Origin of the sequence: Endozoicomonas euniceicola, from assembly GCF_025562755.1 — a bacterium.
GTDB lineage: Bacteria > Pseudomonadota > Gammaproteobacteria > Pseudomonadales > Endozoicomonadaceae > Endozoicomonas_A > Endozoicomonas_A euniceicola.
This window is the reverse complement of sequence record NZ_CP103300.1, coordinates 2,520,506-2,536,992: the sequence shown is the minus strand read 5'-3', so window position 1 is coordinate 2,536,992 and position 16,487 is coordinate 2,520,506. Positions and strand designations below refer to the sequence as shown.

Annotated in this window: 11 protein-coding genes; 3 read left to right on the top strand and 8 right to left on the bottom strand. The window is 46.8% G+C overall.

Translation table 11 applies throughout. From position 1 onward, the window contains the following. Nucleotides 1–16: 16 nt before the first annotated feature. A complete protein-coding gene (gene fur / locus NX720_RS09640) occupies nucleotides 17–472 on the top strand; it encodes a ferric iron uptake transcriptional regulator (RefSeq protein WP_404831061.1) in 456 nt (151 codons plus the stop codon). A gap of 61 nt (nucleotides 473–533) precedes the next feature. Here fur and NX720_RS09635 read toward each other — a convergent pair whose 3' ends face one another. The 3 genes from NX720_RS09635 to NX720_RS09625 all read right to left on the bottom strand — a co-directional run bounded on the left by NX720_RS09635 (nucleotide 534) and on the right by NX720_RS09625 (nucleotide 3,847). After that, on the bottom strand, nucleotides 534–1,901 hold the full coding sequence (locus tag NX720_RS09635; protein ID WP_262600906.1) for an MATE family efflux transporter: 1,368 nt from the start codon (nucleotides 1,899–1,901) through the stop codon (nucleotides 534–536). 125 nt (nucleotides 1,902–2,026) lie between these two features. Continuing rightward, nucleotides 2,027–2,446: a MarR family winged helix-turn-helix transcriptional regulator gene (locus tag NX720_RS09630; protein ID WP_262600905.1), complete on the bottom strand. Its 420-nt coding sequence runs from the start codon at nucleotides 2,444–2,446 to the stop codon at nucleotides 2,027–2,029. A gap of 96 nt (nucleotides 2,447–2,542) precedes the next feature. After that, on the bottom strand, nucleotides 2,543–3,847 hold the full coding sequence (locus tag NX720_RS09625; RefSeq protein WP_262600904.1) for a peptidoglycan DD-metalloendopeptidase family protein: 1,305 nt from the start codon (nucleotides 3,845–3,847) through the stop codon (nucleotides 2,543–2,545). Nucleotides 3,848–4,158: 311 nt separating this feature from the next. Here NX720_RS09625 and NX720_RS09620 point away from each other — a divergent pair, with 311 nt between their 5' ends. Beyond that, nucleotides 4,159–4,581, top strand: coding sequence for a hypothetical protein (locus tag NX720_RS09620; RefSeq protein WP_262600903.1), 423 nt, complete (start codon nucleotides 4,159–4,161; stop codon nucleotides 4,579–4,581). Nucleotides 4,582–4,656: 75 nt separating this feature from the next. Here NX720_RS09620 and NX720_RS09615 read toward each other — a convergent pair whose 3' ends face one another. Further along, nucleotides 4,657–8,316 carry an AAA family ATPase gene (locus tag NX720_RS09615; RefSeq protein WP_262600902.1) on the bottom strand — a complete coding sequence of 1,220 codons (3,660 nt, stop codon included), beginning with the start codon at nucleotides 8,314–8,316 and terminating at the stop codon, nucleotides 4,657–4,659. Then, the gene (gene sbcD / locus NX720_RS09610) at nucleotides 8,316–9,563 is read right to left on the bottom strand and encodes an exonuclease subunit SbcD (RefSeq protein WP_262600901.1); all 1,248 of its coding nucleotides are present in this window, start codon (nucleotides 9,561–9,563) and stop codon (nucleotides 8,316–8,318) included. Before sbcD ends, NX720_RS09615 begins: the two co-directional genes overlap by 1 nt. Before the next feature lie 288 nt (nucleotides 9,564–9,851). Between sbcD and NX720_RS09605 the strand changes: the two genes are divergently transcribed. After that, the gene (locus NX720_RS09605; protein ID WP_262600900.1) at nucleotides 9,852–10,928 is read left to right on the top strand and encodes a hypothetical protein; all 1,077 of its coding nucleotides are present in this window, start codon (nucleotides 9,852–9,854) and stop codon (nucleotides 10,926–10,928) included. Nucleotides 10,929–10,932: 4 nt separating this feature from the next. Here NX720_RS09605 and NX720_RS09600 read toward each other — a convergent pair whose 3' ends face one another. The 3 genes from NX720_RS09600 to serA form a co-directional block, all read right to left on the bottom strand. Next, entirely contained in the window at nucleotides 10,933–12,720 is a 1,788-nt protein-coding gene (locus NX720_RS09600) for a pentapeptide repeat-containing protein (RefSeq protein ID WP_262600899.1), read from the bottom strand. A gap of 209 nt (nucleotides 12,721–12,929) precedes the next feature. Beyond that, the gene (locus NX720_RS09595) at nucleotides 12,930–14,807 is read right to left on the bottom strand and encodes a pentapeptide repeat-containing protein (RefSeq protein WP_262600898.1); all 1,878 of its coding nucleotides are present in this window, start codon (nucleotides 14,805–14,807) and stop codon (nucleotides 12,930–12,932) included. Between the two features lie 161 nt (nucleotides 14,808–14,968). After that, nucleotides 14,969–16,198 carry a phosphoglycerate dehydrogenase gene (serA, locus tag NX720_RS09590; protein WP_262600897.1) on the bottom strand — a complete coding sequence of 410 codons (1,230 nt, stop codon included), beginning with the start codon at nucleotides 16,196–16,198 and terminating at the stop codon, nucleotides 14,969–14,971. Nucleotides 16,199–16,487 lie beyond the last annotated feature (289 nt).

Here is a 16,487-nt window from a genome sequence, read left to right as displayed (position 1 = left end):
TTTCCCCCCGCTTTAGATGTTCGGGGAATGTATAGGTTTATTGTTAAAAGGCTGGTATGCAGTGAGTAGTCAGATATTAAAAAAAGCAGGACTCAAGGTCACACTTCCCCGACTAAAAGTTCTGGAAGCAATGGAGTCAATGATTGGCAACCATGTCAGCGCAGAAGATGTGTACAAACTGTTGCTGGAAACAAAGACCGATATTGGCCTGGCCACTATTTACCGCATTCTGAATCAGTTTGAAGAAGTGGGATTATTGACCCGTCATCATTTTGATGGTGCTGTAGCCCGGTTCGAGCTGAAGTCTTCCTCACACCACGATCATATGATCTGCACTGACAGCGGTAAGATCATTGAGTTTATTGATCCGGTCATTGAGGCCAGGCAAAAAGAGATCGCCAGAGAAAAAGGCTATGAGTTAATGGGTCATAGTCTTATATTGCGTGTTAAGCCAGCAGAAAAAAGCGCTTAGAAAGTTTGTCTGATACTAAAAAGCCCGGAATCAATCCGGGCTTGAAGTTAAACTATTCAGCTCAGGCAGTATGGTGCTCTTGCTTGCTGGACCGCAGGTTAGTGGTTTGACCGTTTTTTGCCAGTCCAATCTTTTTCCATTCAGCTCGCATCATCAGCAGGACAACCAGCGACAGGGCAATATTCGATAGCGGCACGGCCAGCCAGATACCTTTGATATCCAGATACATTGGCAGCACCAGCAGAAATGGTAGCTGTATCAGCATGTTTGCCATGGTAACGAAAGTGGCCTTGCGACCCAGTCCCAGAGACTGGAAAAAGACGCCCGCACTGAAAATCAAACCATCCAGAAACATCGCGGCCAGATGTAAGCGCAGCCCCAGCTTGGCAGCACTGAAGAAGGCTGGATCGTCACTGTTAAACAACAGGATAATCGGATCCGCAAACAGGTTAACGACAATGACTGCCAATACGCCGGAACCAACAGCTACCCACAGCATACGGCTTACAAACTGCTTCATCCGGGCAAAACGTTCAGCACCATAGTTGTAGCTGATCAGGGGCTGCGTACCCGCTGCAACACCTTCTGCAAACATGTAGTAAAGTGTGGCAATGTAGCCGACCACCGCAAATGCACCGACATTGACCGCGTCACTGTATTTCATAAACAGATAGTTATGAATCGCTGTGATAAAGCTGAAATAAGAGTACATCAGCAGACTGGACAGTCCGATGGAGCAGGTGTTTAGTGACAGCTTGAACTCAAGAGTCAAATCCTTCAGGGACAGGCGAGTGTTCGCTCTGGCAGAAAAGAAATAGACCAGCCCCAGAAACACCACCACCAACTGGGAAACGGTTGTACCCAGAGCGGCACCTGCCAGCCCCATTTGCAGATAGACAATAAAGACAGCATTAAGAATAACGTTGGCAACAGCGCCTACCACAATCAGCCAGGTGGCGATGGTAGGCGCATCGTCATTTCGTACCATAAACGGCAATGCCATACTGCCCATTACAAATGGTGAAGCGTAAACCACAATTCTGAGGTAATTACTGGCATGCTCAAAAGCGAGACCACTGGCATCCTGTAACGCCAGCAACCATTGTCCGGTCAGGAGCAGCAGGAGGGATCCTGTCAGACCCAGAAGCACCAGCAATGTCAGGCCATTTCCCAGTGCGCGCCTGGCCCGGTGCAGCTTTTTTTCGCCTCTGGCCATGGAGCTGATTGCACCGGAGCCAACTCCGACCATCATCCCCAGTCCATACAGTGTACCTATGATTGGCCAGGCCAGATTAATTCCCGCCAGACCTTCTGCACCGATATAACGACCGATAAAAATGCCATCAATGACCTGATACAGGCCACTGACCAGCATGGCTCCAACAGTTGGCAGAACATAGTTCCAGAACTGTCGGTTAACACTTGGCATTTGTTTTTGCTCCTTTGTAGTGGACATTGGGTTCTCAATATTGATTAGGAGTGCTAACTAAAAAGGTAAAAAATACACCTGCAATATCATCGTCAGGCTTTTGTTAATGTCTACCCGTCGCTGATTCAGCTCTGGGCAGTTTTAGCTGCGACCTTGCCTAGCAGTTGTTTCAGCTGCTCCTGATCCTTTGCTGACAGGTTTTGCAAAAGGTTTGAAATCAACTCTTCGTAAAAAATACGATCACTGTCTACCAGTTTTTGCCCTTTCTGGCTTAAAGCGACATGGACTGCCCGTCCGTCTTCAGGGCATGGCTGTCGTTTAACCAGCTGTTTCCTTTCCAGCCTTGCGACCATATTGCTGGCTGTCGGCTTGCTGACACGCATCAGCTCAGCCAGTTCAGACAGGCGCATCATGTCGGACTCTTCCAGAGTTTTCAGATAGTCGTATTCCGTATAGCTCAGACTGTTGGCTCCAAGGCCGGGCTGCTCACGCCAGCAGCGACTGATATAGCGCTCTATGACCATTAAAGATTGTTCAACTTTCATAGGCGGTATTTTATTAGAAGGGCTAACTAATTTTCAAGACTTGGATATTGCGTACAAAGTAGCGCTGACCGTTATTGCTGTCAGCGCTTTTCGGAGTCAGGCCTGGTCCGGTGTACCCTGTGATTTAGCAACTAATTGACTATCGTCGTCTGATTCGAGCTTGGCAAGGTACTGGTTGACCAGTTTTTGGAAAGCGACCATCTGGGAAGGATCAAGCTGTTTTCCTTTTGGCAGGGAGTAGGTCATGAAATTAACAGGCTTGTTGTTGACGTGCAGCTCAAAGTGCAGGTGCGATCCGGTACTGCGCCCCGTGTTTCCGGTTAAAGCGACAACGTCACCGATGCCAACCTTTTGACCCTTTTTAACCAGAACTTTGCTCAAGTGCAAATAGCGGGTGCTGTAAGTTTCGTTATGCTGGATGGTCATATGAATGCCTGCTGCATGGTGGTTGCCAATACGAGTGACAACACCATCACTGATGGCCTTGGCCCTTGTGCCTGTTGGTGTGGCAAAGTCAGTACCGTTATGCGGAGAAATTCTTTTGGTGATAGGGTGCAGGCGTCGTGGATTAAAGTGGGAGCTGATCCGGAACTTGTGAGGGATAGGTCTGCTCAGGAAGGCCCGGTTCAGGCTTTGTCCTGTTTCATCATAATATTGACCATCGTCGTGCAGGAAGGCGGCAAGCTGTTTGCCCCGGTTCACAAAGACCACAGCCTTCAGAGTTGATCGACCAGTGTGAGTGTCTCCGACGTAGATGTCATCAAACAGCATCTGGAAAGTATCACCTGCACGTAAATCTCTGGCAAAATTGATTTTGTCTTCAAACAGGCGGGATATCGTTTCGATTTCTGCCGGGCTCAGCCCAGCCCTGGAAGCACTCTGATACAGGCTGTTGTTAATAACACCATCTACCTGTCGTTCAACAACATTGGTGACGTGGGAAAGCATTTCGCCAGTGTATTCATCACCATCCCGATTAAATTCCAGGGTATGAATACTATCGATAACTACCTGCATGCGGGTAACCAGTTGGTTCTCACCTTCTCTTACAAAGAGCAGTTGCTGGCCTGGCTTAAGATTATCGAGCTGTACGAACTCAACATCTGCATCAAGGAGTTTGTACATTGTCGCCTGAGGGAGTTGCAATTTGGCGAAAATTGACCCCAGGGTGTCGTTGGCTTCAATGGTGTAGTCTATTTGCTCTATCTGCTTATCCTGAACGGTTTCCACAGGTTCGGCTACAGACTCTTCAATGGTCGCTTGTGTCGTTAATGGTAACTTAACTTCACGGTAAGAATTCGAATCACCTGATGGCCAGAGTATTGCTGTTGTGGAAGCCAGTAAAGCCGTTAATACGATAGGTTTTCGGTGCTTTAGACAGAAATACTTTATCGATGCCATTCGTCGTTGCTCTTAAGCCTGGGGAAATATCCAATAGAACTAAATACAGAGGCTGGTCGCCAAGCGGTGTTTGCTCGTATTGTTTTCGTATAACTGACCGTTTTGTCAGCTGTTAGCTCGGCAGTGTATCACTTCGTGGATAATTTTACGCTGCCAGAAGTCGCCATTACTGCAAAGTTGTTAGCATTTACTTATTGAACTAAATTGTGGCGATGGATTATCAGACTGGTGTTGTAATATAACGCTTCCATTATGGCAACAAACTTTTACCTGAGGCAGAGTGTCGGGAAAAAGGCTTTTCAGGAGGATATATGAACAGGACATTAGCTGCTTTAGCCGCAGGAGCAGTGTTTGGACTGTTATGCCTTGGTAAGGCGGCAGCCCAGAGTATTGAGTCGGCTTATGTGCTTCGCAGCCCATATGATTCTGAATGGCTTCTGGTGAAATATACAGGGGATGATGGTAAGACGTATTACTGTATTTATACTAATTTAGCGGATGCTGGCAGTGACATCAGTCGTCAGACTCTCTGGTGTGCGGAACGGGCCAAGCGTATAAAGAACCCTAATAACCACAATGAGACTAAAGCTATTGCTGTCAGTTTTTATAGTCAGCAATATGGTTATTCAGGGGAGTCTCCCCTATCTTTTCCCAATGGTTACCCTATTGGGCAAACCATTGAGTTAACCTTTTTGCAGGAAGTAGACGTTAGTAATTTAAATTTCAGTGAGTAAGCTGTACTGAAGCTCAATGTCATTGTATGAAAGGATTATGGCCGGTTTGACAGTGGCCCCGGCTCCATTCAACCATCACACAGAAAACGCCTTATCCAGCGAACTGTACCCAAGCCCCACTTCCTTGCTCACATGAATCTGCATGGGAATGCGTTCTTTCAACGATTCCACATGAGAGATGACTCCGATCATTTTGCCGCTGGCGTTCAGGCTGTCCAGGGCGTTCAGGGCAATTTCCAGAGTCTCCTGATCCAGGGTTCCGAAGCCTTCATCAAGGAACAGGGAGTCGATACTGGTCTTATGGCTGACCAGATCCGATAATGCCAGTGCCAGCGCCAGACTGACCAGAAAGCTCTCGCCGCCGGAAAGGGTTTTGATATCTCTCTGAACTCCGGCCTGCCATTCATCAACAATTTCCAGGCTGAGCTCTTCCGATTTTTTCCGGTTCAGCTGATAGCGACCATGCAGGCGCTGAAGCTGTTGGTTAGCCAGATAGATCAGGTGATCCAGCGTTAGCCCCTGGGCAAACTTACGGAACTTGTCGCCTTTGGCTGAGCCAATCAACGTATTGAGATGATCCCAGAGTTCAAACTGATTTTTCTGAGCTGAAATCCGGTCAAACAATTCAGACTGCTGTTGACGTTTGTTTCGGTCATCCGTCAGGGTTTGACGAATCTCTCCCTGACGCTGATTGACCTGGCGCTGTTCATTATCCACATTATGAATTTTTTCCTGTAATACGTCGGTTGTTTCTTCCGTTAAAGGGTTGGATTGCAGCGTCGTCAGTTTTTCTTTCATCAGCAGCTCCCGCTCGGTAGTACGGGTAATGGCCTCTTCGAGAGTTTGCTTCAGTTTTTGGAGTTTTTCCCGATCTTCGGCAGGCAGGACAGCCTGTTCAAAAGCCTCTGTATCTGCAAAAGGGCTGCCTTTCAGCGCTGTTTCCCAATGCCGGGTTGCCGTTTTCAGCTCGTCATCCAGACGTTGTAATGCCTGCTCCTGCTGCTGTAAAAAACCCGACTGTTCACTGACCGTTTTCTGGGCCGACTGGGCGGAGTCTTCAGCCTGTTTTAATGACTGCTCGGCCTCAGCTACTGAAGTATCCAGACGCTGACGTTCCTCTGTAACATCAAGATCACCCAGTAGCATGAAACGTTGTGTCCTGACTTCTTCCAGTTGTTCAGTGAGTTGTGTCAGATCGTTCTGTCGCTCATCCAGCTGTTGCTTACTGTAGTTCTGTTTCTGGGTATTCAGGGCAAGGTCATTTTCCAGTGCTTGCAGAGACTGTCGCAGAGTTTCTGCCTGCTGTTCCATGGTTTGCCATTTAGCCTTCAGGCTATCCTGATGGCTCAGCCACTGGCTCTGCTGCCTTATATCAGGCAATGGTTCATTGAGTGACCCGGCTATCTGCTGTTCCAGCTGGTTTAGCTCCTGTTGCCGTTTCCGGGCTTCCTGCTGTTGTGCGTCCAGCTCTTTCTGACGTTGTTCATACTGCTGATTTTCCAGCTCCATTTGATGTTGAAGACGAGTGGTGTTTTGCTTTTGTTCTGTCTGGGTTTGCTGCAGCTGAATCAGACTGTCGTTAATCTGCTTTAACTGGCGTGTTTTTGCTTTAAGGCTGATACCTGCTTCCCTGGCGGTTTGCAGCCAGCTGGCAATGGCCTCCGGCTGTTGAATATCGAGTTTTTCACCAATGGATGCACAGATCGGTTCCCAGCTGTCCAGACAGGCAGTCTGCTGCTGACTGAGTTCGGTAATGCGTTTTTCTGCGGTCTGGCACAGTGTTTTTAGCTCAGCCTGTCGTGCATTCTGTTCACTGCCCAGTCGTTCTACCTGATTGAGCAGTTGTTTTTTTTCTTCAAACCTTTGCTGAGTTGCTGTGCTGTCGATATGGCTATACACGTCGATGGAAGGGTGTTCCCGTGAACCGCACAATGGACAGGCTTCGTCTTTCTTTAAACGATTACGGTGCTCTGTCAGGCTGGCAATTTTCTGTTCCTGAAGCAACAGGTTTTCCAGATCCTTCAGATGCTGCTTTTCCTGTTTATACTGTTCCCGGTTTGCCTGCAACTCATTGCTTAAAGGCTCAAGAGCTTGCTGGTTCTGGTGAAAAGCAGCCTGTTCAGCCTGTAAAGTTTGAGTGGTGTCACGATACCGCTGCTCGGTGTTTTTTATTTCCAGATAGAGAGGGGCAGTCGCATCAAAGTGTTCTTCCTGTTTCAGCAGTTGTTGTTCATCAGTACCTTTCAGAAGCTCGGCTTTCTGGCTCACTGCCTGTTGCAATGCTATCTGTGCCTGCTCACTGTCGTTCAAGCTCTGCTGAACCTTTTGCTGACTCTGTTGAATCGCCTGTTGCAGTGTCGTTAATTCTTTTTGCTGCTTGTGTTGATCGGCTTGCGCCTGCTGTTGTTGCTGTATCAGAGATTCCCGACGATCAAACTGAGCCCGCCAGAGTGGCAGCTGTTCAGCCAGTCTACGGTGGTGGGCATTGTCATTCAGATACTGGCTGGTGGACGCCTGCTGTTCTATAGACGACTGGCGTTGTTGTTGCAGTGAGTTAACGGTTTGCAGGTGTTCCGAAAGTTCTTTTTCAAGGCTGGCTGCCTGCTGTTTGCCTGTGGTCAGCGCTTCTTTTTTTTGCTGAATCTGCTGGTCGAGGGGAACCACCTGCTCATTGATCAGTGTTTCTGTTTCAACCTTTTGCTGCTTAACCGTGGCAAGGTTTTCCTGTGACGCTGTGGCTTCGGATCGTGCGGAAGCCAGCCTGTCGGCGCTTTGCTGTAATTCTGCCTGAAGTTGCTGGTACTTTGCTTCTGAGTGATTAACCGCTGCTCTGGAGGACTGAAGCTGGTCGAAAGCGGGTTTGATATCCAGGGCGGGCAGTGCATGGGCAAGGCGCTCAAGCTGCCCGGCCTGTGCCACTTTATCGTCAATCGCTTTCTGTTTGAGCTGCCCGGCTTCTTCTATGTCTGTTGTCAGCTTGTTGACCTGTTGCAGCCATTCAAACTGTTGCTTTAGTGTTTTTTGCTCTGTTTCTGTCTGACTGGCTTTTTCCGACAGGGTGCTTTGCTCCTGTTCGAGCTGCTCAATCACTTCGTCATCCAGCAGCTGAACCCCTTCGGACTTTGCCTGCAACAGTTTTAATGCTTCCTGCTCCTGACGCATCCGTTCGAATACACGACGGGAAATATCTCCGTAGATTTCAGTCCCGGTCAGTTCTTCCAGCAGTTCGGCGCGATCGTTGGCAGAGGCCTCCAGAAACGCGGCAAAACCACCCTGGGCCAACATCATCGACTTGGTAAAACGGGCAAAGTCTAATCCTGTGATGCTACTGACCTGGTTGAGCTTCTCATTGATCTTGTGGGTGAGAATAGTGCCATCCAACTTTGCCAGCTCAACCTGTGGGCTTTGCAGTTTGCCGTCAGCCTTGCCTCTGGCGCGTCTCTGGGACCAGAAGGCCCGATAACCTTCACCTTTGACTTCAAATTCCACTTCCGCCAGCGACTCGGCAGTGTGACGGGTCATCAGCTCATTGCTGCCCTGGGAAATGGTATTTAAGCGGGGTGTCTGGTGATAAAGCGCCAGGCAGATAGCATCCAGCAGCGTGGTTTTTCCTGCGCCGGTTGGGCCGGTAATGGCAAACAGGCCGTTATCGGTGAAGTCTGTGGCAGTGAAGTCGATTTTCCACTCCCCTTTGAGGGAGTTAAGGTTTTTCAGGCGTAAGCTCAGAATTTTCATTAGACAACTTCCTTCTCAGACACTGCTTTCCCGTCATTCACTTCGTTTTGTACAGTGTCCAGGTGTATAGCGTCCAGCACTTCATTAAAGGCATTGGTTAATGCCTGAACTCTGTCGTTTTCCAGCGATTCATCTTCAAGCCGTTTTGTGAAAACGTCGGAAACGTCCAGTTCTTCCAGAGTTTCACGGGCTTCCCGTACCAGGCCAGCTGACTGGGTGCTGCGTTGTCGCTTAACCCGGAGCACTTCCAGGGGAAGGTCGGCCACCATGTCCTGAACCGGACTCTGGACATCGCTCAGGTAATCCTCCGTTGTCACTTCTATTTCCAGCCAGGGGGAGAGGTCAGAGTCTGTGCTGACCTCTTGGATCTGTTGCTCGATCGCTTTGAGTGAACCCTTGATGCTCAGCAGTGGGCGAAAAACAGGAACCGGTATTTCGGTGATCTCTGGTGTTGAACAGTCGTTAAACGCCACCATAACCACCTGTTTGGCGGTAGCTGTTTCGTCAAAACTCAGAGGGATGGGTGATCCGGAATAACGAACATGTTCCTGACCAGCCACTTTCTGTGGCTTATGCAGGTGCCCCAGGGCAATGTAATCCGCTGGTGGAAAACCGCTGGCAGGGAAGGCGTGCAGAGTACCGATATAAATCTCCCGGACAGACTCGGATAATTGACCATTGACGGTTGTCAGGTGTCCGGTAGCCACAACGGAGAGTTTATAGTCTGCTGCCTTGCTGAATACCGTCTGGTAATGACTGGCAATGGCGTTCTGCAGAGCCAGCTGTTTGTCCGAGTCACTTTCTCCTGAGCGGCTTTCCAGAACATCCCGGGGACGGATATAAGGCACAGCGCACAGGGCAACAGCATACTCGCCACTGGCATTTTGTAACAGTACCACTTCGTCATCAGGGGTTTCAGACACGCCACCTATCACCGTGGTGTTCAGGCAGGCCAGTAACTCGCGAGACTCATTGAGGGTTGATACGGAATCGTGGTTTCCACCCACAATCACCAGTTGTCGGCAGCAGGTTTGCTGCAGGTTCACAATAAACTGATTGTACAGGGTTCGTGCATAGCTCGGGGGGGTTCCGGTATCAAACACATCACCGGCAATTATCAGGGCGTCAATGTCGTGTTCATTGACGGTTTCCAGTAACCATTGCAGAAAAGCTTTGTGCTCCGCCTCCCTGCTTTTGCCCATGAAGTGCTGCCCAAGATGCCAGTCGGAGGTATGAAGAATGCGCATGGTCGATTTTGGTACTTTCTGTAGTGAGGCCGTTGTTGTAAAGAGAGTCGCACAGAGAGTACAGCAGATTTTTTACCGACAGAACAGTTTTGTCTGGTCTAGTCTTAGCACTCGCTGTTAACAGACAGCCAGTAAGAGTAAGGACGGAATGATAGCAGGGAAGGCAGGTTCTGATTATTTGTAAAAAACTACCCTGACCCTACAACAAAGAGCTTTATCATCATGTCACTTGGTTTCAGCTATCTCAACGTTCAAAGAAGAGCCCTTTTTGTCTTTTGGATTTCGGTTTTGATTGTTTCTAACGGGCTAGCCGCTCATCGTGAAATAATTTCCGTTGAGGCGGAGAGCGAGATTCCTTACCGGGAGGAAGGCGATGATGTTACGATTTTTTATCGTTTCAGAACCCAGGCGTATAGTCCTGAAAAACAGCCTCAAACCGTAGAGTTGTATAAACTAAGGGATCATTTCATAGGGCGTGCTTTTAACCGGACATTTCAGGTTGTCTCACCATTTGACAGTTATATCAGTGTCAATAAATCTGAATACAACATGAGTGTGGTTATTTCAGAGATGGATCAATCTAAAGAGGGCGAGTATCAATTAATAATAGAAAGTGGTGATTCACGTTTAAAACATACGACAGCTGTTATAAAAATGGGGGATGCCTGTACGGAGAATTTACAGGGTCCGTTGACTGAAATAACTCCTGAGCGCAGCCGCTGGCCATTGAAAATAAAATCGATCAGGCTATGTTCTTCTAAAGAGCGCCCTTCTGAACAAAACACTTTTAATCAGGGTCTGTATTGTGTCAAAAACACCGAGACTCCAACAGATTTACGGTTCGCTTTTGAATATTATGACCACCCTGAGTCGGTCAGGGAAAAAGTGACCGGCTTTGTTTTTTGCGAGGCAAACCCCTATAAGGAATTAAGTAAGAATTATATCTTTGGTATTAGCATGGATGCGAAAACAAAAAAATACAGAAGACACGAGCGTTTAAACAGCATTTACACCGTAGCGCCTTATTACTCTGATAACGGCATAGCCTTCAGGTTCAACTTTACAGACAGTACAGAATGTACTTTGACTTATATTAGTTTGACTATGCGTAGAGAAGGCAGGAAAAATGTTTTTATGCGCTTCGCCCTCAGAACGGATTGTCATAATAATGGCTGCACGAACCTCGCCAGAACCCAGACAACAGAGGCTCATACTGTTATGACAGACGGAACTTCTGTGGACACGCCTGAATATATCAGTGTGAAGCCATCAGGACATTCAGGAGGTAACCTGCAATCAGGTATTCAAACGGCTGTCATCATGGCGGCCTTGTTGGTTTCGCAGATTCTGAGCCAGTCGGAGTAGGGGCTTATTGGTTGCTGCCCGCACAGGCTTCATTGATTTGAAAGCTGTAAAATGCGGCCATTATGGTAGCCGTCAACCAGTGGTTTACCCCATCATGAATGACCACAATGGGAGGGCTTCCTTCACCTGACCGTTCTACGTTTTCTCTCCACTCAGGCGTTGTGACCCCGTTATCGTCTATGTAGACAATAGAGACTGAAGTTCCATAAGGGGTTATCTGAAGCACAGGGCGTCTGAAAATAATGGCTACAAATGGAAGTGTAGAAGCATCAAGCCATCGATTAGCTGTATTGAGATCACCTAAGAGCTCCTGAGCCATGTCAATTGTGATATGCGAGTTGGGATCAGCATCAAAAAACTGATCTAAAATATTAAATCTTTCTCTGTATTCTTCATACTCATCCGGGGTGAGCAGCGCTTTTGGTTCCTGAAAGCTCTGCGTGCCTCTGTCTCTGTACTTTATATAAGCGGTTAGAAATAATGCCATTGTATTCCGTATTTCAGTGATGCTTTTCCCAAGTCTATTGGCCACTAGTACATGATATAAACAGTTGTCATCATGAAGGACATCATGAGGGACAATATTATTTTCAGCCAGCAAAGTTCTCAGATGATGTCGATACAACAGCTGAGTTGATGTGAATGCAGTCGAAGTCCAGGAAATTGAACTCATCAGCTTCATCCAATGATCTTTGTCTTTTGGCAGCTTCTCCATAACTCGCAAAGAACTAGAGGTATGAACCAGCATTAAGTTACGCAAATCGTCCACGACCTCCATGTCCTTGTAGAGCGTTATCGCATAAAGCACTTGCAGAACAACATTAATCCACTCTGGGTGTTCTTCAGCCAGTTCCGGATAACTGACACAGAACTGCTGTATGTAGTCTTTAGTGACAAATTCGATGGATTCAGCTATTTCAGCAGGTGACTCCAAAAGCGCTTGCTGAATAAAGGTAAGGGTCAGTACCTGTAAAATAAAACCCTTTTGTGCCTCTGGAGTACCTGTCAAATCCGCCAGGTAATCTCTTGTTTTCTTGCTACAGGCCGATATGTTGGATGTTTGGAATCGTGTATTCTCATCGACAGTAATATTCTCAAACTCGCAATTCTTAAAGATACAGCGGCGTAGTTCTGCCCCACTAAAATCTGCGTTCTTAAAACAACAATCCTTAAATCTGTTACTTCTGACCAATGAATTGCGGAGTGAAAAACCATCAAAAGTCACATTTTCCCATATCTTTCTATAAGGAAGTGTTATTCCATCAAAGCAGTGAAGCTGAGTCAAAAAGGATACATCGTTTATGGATACGCTATGCGAGCATAATAAATAGTTAACAATTTCAGGATATTGCAACCAGTAAACAGGGATTGCCGACCGGCTACTGACTTCACTTATACTAAGGGAGCTCGGGCGACGATAGCGTACCCTACCGTATACATACCAGCGACAAAAGCAATGGGTCAGACTATTCAAAAATTCCGAGCATCGACTTCTTGTTGGACTCTGTTGATGGATGGCTACAGCCTGGCCAAATGTTTTCCTGGAAGCAGCAACAAATTGGATAATTAATTTAAGGGTTTCTGTAAAATTGTTTTCCGGCACAAGGCTGGTATGTTCACCATTCTCTCTTTGCAGTACATTTAAGCCCAGCTCATCCCAAAGCGCCTCGTTAAAACTCCGTAAATATTTGATGGAGTGCTTATCGGGTATTTCGGGATTCTCCGGGGCAGCAGTCGCATCCCTGCTTTTGGGTAACAAAACAAAGAGCAGTATAATAAATGCAATGCGCACGATAGCTCCATAAAAAGGAAGCAGTGCAATATGTATCGCACTGCTTCCCTAACAACAGGGAGTACCCAGTGTAGCTCAGAATATTAACGTTTTAAGGCTCAGTCTCTTCCCTCTCTTACCTGTCAGTATGGAAGAAGTATCAGAGCAGCAATTCCCGATAAATTAATTACATCCAGAATTATCAGGGGCCACAAAGATGCAACCGGGAGTTAAAACCCTGACATTTGTTGCTCTGCACAGCCTTTATCATTTGTTAAATAAGTAAGTGCTAACAGGAAAGTCGCCGTGAACCAATGGTTTGCTCCATTATGGATGATCACAACGGGAGGTTGACTGGACTGCCGTATAGCTTCTCTCCAGTTACTCTCTGCTTGCCCGTTTGAATGAATATAGCCAACATCAACGGTGGACCCACCAGGAACTATCTGGAGCAGGGGGCGTTCAAAAATAATGGCCAACAGAGGAAGGGAGGAAATATCAAGCCATTCACCAAAGTTGTTAACACTATCTAAGAACTGCTCAGCCATTTGATAAGTAATCGGTGAATTAGAATCAGGATCCAATAAATGATCCATGTTGATAAATCTCTCACTGTATTCGTCAACATCTCTCTGCCTGAGCAAGCCTCTACCTCCTGATACGGTCATCTCATTTCGGGACATTAGATAAGTGTTCATAAAGGCCTGAATTCTGGTACGAATCTCCTCAATGCTCGATCCGAGTTCATTGGCGAGCAGTACATGATATAAGCAGAGGTTATCATGAGGGACATCCCTGGCTTCAATATTATTTGAAGCCAGAAAATGTCTTAAATTGGATTGATACAGCAACGAATCTTCTGTTAACTCTGAATCGTGCCAGTCAATTGATTTTAGAACGATTGACCAGTAATAGTCATCGGTAGTTTCCAGATGTCTTAATAGGTTTAAATTCTCACCAGAATATTTCTGCATTAATTCACTTAAAGTTACCAGACCCTCCATTCTTTTGTTTTTATATCTTGCTGCAGCATACAGTACATGCGTAGCAACAGAAATCCACCGTGGGTATTTTTCAGCCAACTCCCGATAGTTGCCAAGAAATTGCTGAATATAATCTGCTGATACAAGGTCATCTGCGTATTTATATATTTCAGATAGCGGCCCGGGTTTTTGTGACAAAAACAGCAGGGTCAGTAATTGTAAAACTGAATCTTCTTGCTCTTGCGGTTTGCCAACTAATGTAGTCAGGCGGTTTCGTTCTGCTTCGATACAGTGCGATATGTCGGATGTTTCGATTCGGGTTTTTTTATTAATATTGATATTCTTAAAATGGCATTCAATGAAACGACAGCAATACAGTTTAGTGCCACTGAAATCGGTTTTTTTAAAATCACAATCTTCAAATAACATTCCTTCAATCAATGAATCAGCAAATGGGAAGCCATCAAACGTTATACTATGGAAGCCTACTGGTGAGAGTTGTCTTTGTTGACCACAGCTTTCAGGCTGCCTTAAAAAAGCTACTTCTTTAGTCGTTATATGTCCTGATAACAGCACGCTAACTATTTCCGCATAGTGTAACCAGAGCGTGGGAATAGTCACCATTTTACTGCTAGAAGTGATAGTGTTGTTTTCTTCAGCATATGTATAGCAATGGCAAGTGACCAGAGCATTACTCAGTTGTTTGTTACTAATTTCATTAAAGCTCTCTAGTTTGTCGTTTATAAAATCAGAGATGTATCTCTTTTGAATGATAATCTCATAGATGATTAATCCAAGGGGGGCAACAGCAAGGAGTCGAGTATCTTTTCGTAAGGAATCCCAAAACTCCGAACCTTGAGTGAACTCAGGTAAAATAGCCCTTATAGTTCTCTTATTAATTTTCTTAAGAGTTTTTGGGAAGTCATTTTCCGGATTCAGCCTGGTATCTTCACCGTCCTCTCTTTGTAACGCATTCAGGTTGAGTTCATCCCAGAGCGCCGCGTTCAAACTTCGTAAATATCTGATGGAGTCCTTATCAGGTGTTTCGGAATTATCAGGGGCAGCAAGAGCCCCCTTGCCCTGAATTAATAAAACAAAGAGAAGCATAATAAACGCAATGCGCATGACGACTCCGTACAAAGAGGTTATTGTAATAGTAGGGAAAGCAATTTCCTGAAAAAGGCGGTATTCAGTGTAGAGTAAAATATTAATGTGTCTTGAAAATTACCTCTTCCTGACTCTGTCAATGGGAATAAGGAAGAGGTAGCTAAGGTGGAGGGAGGTGGTTAATAAAGCACCCGGCAGCGAATGGTTCCTTCAATCTTCCGCAGTTTTTCGTGAGCAATTTCACTTCGCTCCGCATCAACATCAATCACCACGTAACCAACATGCTCGTTGGTCTGCAGATACTGACCACTGATGTTGATGTTGTTGTCTGAAAAGACCTGGTTGACAGACCCCAGAACGCCCGGAATATTTTTGTGGATATGCAGCAAACGGTGCTTGCCGGTATGAGTTGGCAGTGCCACTTCCGGAAAGTTAACAGACGACAAAGTAGTACCAATATCACTGTACTTGATGAACTTGTCGACCACTTCGGCACCAATATTTTCCTGGGCTTCCTGTGTGCTGCCACCAATGTGTGGTGTCAGGATAACGTTATTCATGCCGCGCAACTGGCTTATAAATTCATCGTTATTGGAACGGGGTTCTTCAGGAAATACGTCAATGGCGGCTCCCAGCAGTTTGCCGGCTTCAAGGGCTGAGGCCAGTGCCTCAATGTCAACCACAGTACCTCTGGAAGCATTGATCAATACACTGCCATCCTTCATGGCCTGAAGCTGCTCTTTACCCATCATCCATTGAGTGGCGGAGGTTTCCGGGACGTGCAGGCTGACCACGTCTGACATTGCCAGTAGCTGGTTAAGGTCAGGCACTGGTTTGGCATTGCCCATGGGCAGTTTAGTGGTGGTGTCGTAGAAGTAAACGTCCATGCCCAGGGATTCAGCAAGAATGCTCAGCTGGCTGCCAATGTTGCCATAGCCGACAATGCCCAGTTTTTTACCACGGCTTTCGTAAGAATTGGCAGCGCTTTTCTGCCAGCCACCCCGGTGAGCCTGAGTATTTTTTTCCGGAACTCCACGCAGTAATAAAATAGCTTCTGCCAGCACCAGTTCGGCCACTGAACGAGTGTTGGAATAAGGCGCGTTGAAGACCGGAATGCCACGGGCCGTAGCGGCATTGAGATCAACCTGATTGGTGCCAATGCAGAAGCAGCCTACTGCGATAAGCTTGTGGGCCGCTTCGAAAATATCTTCCGTCAGCCGGGTCCGGGAGCGGATACCCAGAAAATGAGCGTCTGCTATGCGCGCTTTCAGTTCTTCTGTTGTCAGGGACTTGGTGACATAGTCAATATTGCTGTAACCGGCAGCTTCCAGATCTTCTACAGCTGAAGGGTGCACCCCCTCAAGCAGAAGGAATTTGATCTTGTTCTTGTCCAGAGATGTGGATGGCATAGTATTCGCTCAGTTGTTTTTTCTATGGGCTTTGGCGTTAGGGAAGCAGCAGAACATAATATACCGCTGTTGGCTTTTGGCGGTTGGCTGTATGAGCAGCTAATAGCCAACAGCCAACAGCCAACAGCCCGGTAAGTTATTGAATGCTGCGCCCCTTAATGGGGCCGTTTATCCGGTTCAGGGAATAATAGCTGGAGTCCTTGCCAGCTGCCTTGGGCAGAAAATAATACCACAGCGACAACTGAGGGCTGCCATTTTTGCTTCTGATTCCAGTCGTCAGCTGTCGCTT

Coding starts and splice junctions, on each gene's coding strand:
- NX720_RS09625 (WP_262600904.1), bottom strand. CDS start 3,847: ATGGCATCGATAAAGTATTTCTGTCTAAAGCACCGAAAACCTATCGTA.
- fur (WP_404831061.1), top strand. CDS start 17: ATGTTCGGGGAATGTATAGGTTTATTGTTAAAAGGCTGGTATGCAGTG.
- sbcD (WP_262600901.1), bottom strand. CDS start 9,563: ATGCGCATTCTTCATACCTCCGACTGGCATCTTGGGCAGCACTTCATG.
- NX720_RS09595 (WP_262600898.1), bottom strand. CDS start 14,807: ATGCGCATTGCGTTTATTATGCTTCTCTTTGTTTTATTAATTCAGGGC.
- NX720_RS09615 (WP_262600902.1), bottom strand. CDS start 8,316: ATGAAAATTCTGAGCTTACGCCTGAAAAACCTTAACTCCCTCAAAGGG.
- NX720_RS09635 (WP_262600906.1), bottom strand. CDS start 1,901: ATGCCAAGTGTTAACCGACAGTTCTGGAACTATGTTCTGCCAACTGTT.
- NX720_RS09620 (WP_262600903.1), top strand. CDS start 4,159: ATGAACAGGACATTAGCTGCTTTAGCCGCAGGAGCAGTGTTTGGACTG.
- serA (WP_262600897.1), bottom strand. CDS start 16,198: ATGCCATCCACATCTCTGGACAAGAACAAGATCAAATTCCTTCTGCTT.
- NX720_RS09630 (WP_262600905.1), bottom strand. CDS start 2,446: ATGAAAGTTGAACAATCTTTAATGGTCATAGAGCGCTATATCAGTCGC.